Origin of the sequence: Prevotella conceptionensis 9403948 (assembly GCF_000312305.1) — a bacterium.
Taxonomy (GTDB): Bacteria; Bacteroidota; Bacteroidia; order Bacteroidales; family Bacteroidaceae; genus Prevotella; species Prevotella conceptionensis.
In genome coordinates this window covers 1,897-3,911 of the sequence record NZ_HE999472.1, presented here as the reverse complement: position 1 = coordinate 3,911, position 2,015 = coordinate 1,897, and the positions used below count along the sequence as shown (strand labels likewise).

Here is a 2,015-nt window from a genome sequence, read left to right as displayed (position 1 = left end):
CTATTATGGCGCAAGATATATGAACCCAAGGACGAGTTTGTGGTATGGGGTGGATCCGCACATTGAGGAAATGGCTTTCAGCAGTTCGTATACTTATTGTGACGACCATCCAGTTAATTTTGTAGACATCAAAGGAAAAAAGAAGTTAAATTGGATCGTTCTAACTTTGAAGGATTCTCCAGAAAGTGATCCAAGAAACGTATCTGCATATTATAGATCGAATTATGATGATAATGTAGTTAATATTTGGGCTCATGGCCTTCGTGATTCAGAACCTGGGAATATCCAACACGCTTGGGGATTGGGTGTGTCCAAAAGAAATTCTGGCGAATTGTGGATGAATGTAGCTTTTTCTATACCAAAAGACATTCTTTTGTTTTCAGAACGTATAGATGGGGAAGATAGGGGGTGGCGTGAAAGAAATAATGGCCATCCAATTCTAGTTCTGCATTGCTGTGCCTCATCTACTTTTGCACAACAAATATCTGCATCAAAGGAATTTAAAGATGTAATAATCATTGCTCCAGACGCAACATTGCAATCCGGTAAGAAAAAAGGCGAACGAATTAATTATATAGTATATGGCAAGCATTATGAATATAAACGCAATGGTCTGTGGCATGTGTACATGAATGGTAAACCGCTTAAAGATAAAAATGGAAAGGCAATACTTTATCATTACAATGCACAGCCAGGGACAAAAGGTTTTGATTACAAACTCAATTTAAAAAAACAAAGAAAGAAATGAAGAATTTTATCAAAGGTGTATTATTGTTTATTGTCATGGTCATTATGAGTGGTTGTGGAAGCAGAGCTGGAGAGTCAAGTGACAATCTGCATAAAAGAGAACCAAGGACGAAGAAAAGAATATATGCAAGGGAAGTTTTGGTGGAGAACCTTGACTATCCGATGCTCCCTTGTGCATACTATTCTAATGACAAACCATTTTATGGCAAAGATAAGGAATATCATAAACTTTCCGACAGAGAGATAAGGATGGTAAAGGCCATCATTGGGGATAAACAGAAGTGGCAGAAACCAGGTTCTAGGTGTCCTTTCTTAGATATAAAGGAATATTTTAGACAGTATCTTGCATATAGAAAGGATGGAAAGACTTATGTGTTGGTCAATCTTTATAAGTATTTCTATATAATTTATGAAAATAATGGTATATTAGGAGCAATCGCTCCTTCACCCACAATACATATCATTTCTCTGGCGAATGATAAAAGTCGGAACAAGTACGACAATGTGACAATTCTCTTGGACCTCTCTCGAAAACGGATTTTGGAAGTTCATGACATCTAGGAAGGGTGTGTTGGCTCAGTATTACGACAGGGGGTCGAGGGTGGCTTTGTTCTAACGGGCATATATGTAGCGCATCACAGGGCCTTACTTTGGCTGCAAGGCCTCACCTTCCACGAAACGGAGGACTACACCATCTACCCCGCCCCCATACTCAGCGTCACGCGCCAGCGTTTCACCAAGCACTATTTCATCGGCGACAGGCGCGTGGCCTCCAAAATCGGTGCAGGCATATTCCAAAACGCCTACGGACATGGCGCGAACGTCGTCACGGCCGGGCAGAAAGACTACCAGATGCGTATGATGCAGATAGAAAGACAACGCGAGGACTACTACCGCAAGCTGGGCACGCCGCCGGGAGTGCCCACGATGAAGGGCGCGACGGCCGAGCCCGAGAACACGCACGAGGGCTACAACACCATCATCAGGGAGTTGGGTGACCACAGCGTGCCCGACGGTTGGATACAACGCCCCAAGCGCAACGCCGTGCCCGGCACGCCTCCCGGTCCGCCCGTGCAGTGGGACAAGGCCGAAGACCCCGACGACGTGCAGCCGGGTTACGGCTACGTGCCTGCCGACACCGCACGCGAGGACATCTTCTACTACCACACCGACCACCTCGGCTCCACCTCTTATATCACCGACGCCAAGGCCAACGTCGCCCAGTTCGACGCCTACCTGCCCTACGGCGAACTGCTCGTGGACGAACA

The 2,015-nt window shown here is 45.6% G+C and carries 2 protein-coding genes and 1 pseudogene; all 3 read left to right on the top strand.

Annotation, left to right across the window (positions count from 1 at the left end):
• A partial coding sequence (locus BN93_RS15720; protein ID WP_084768873.1) for a sugar-binding protein occupies positions 1 to 748 on the top strand: 748 nt, incomplete at its 5' end.
• Positions 745 to 1,308, top strand: a complete 564-nt coding sequence (locus tag BN93_RS15715) for a hypothetical protein (RefSeq protein WP_019189238.1) — start codon at positions 745 to 747, stop codon at positions 1,306 to 1,308. The genes BN93_RS15720 and BN93_RS15715, both read left to right, overlap by 4 nt.
• Before the next feature lie 96 nt (positions 1,309 to 1,404).
• A pseudogene (locus BN93_RS18190) lies at positions 1,405 to 2,015 on the top strand (RHS repeat-associated core domain-containing protein); the annotation flags it as partial.

What these genes read in the sequence shown, in the direction of transcription:
- BN93_RS15715 (WP_019189238.1), top strand. Translation starts at nt 745, where the DNA reads ATGAAGAATTTTATCAAAGGTGTATTATTGTTTATTGTCATGGTCATT.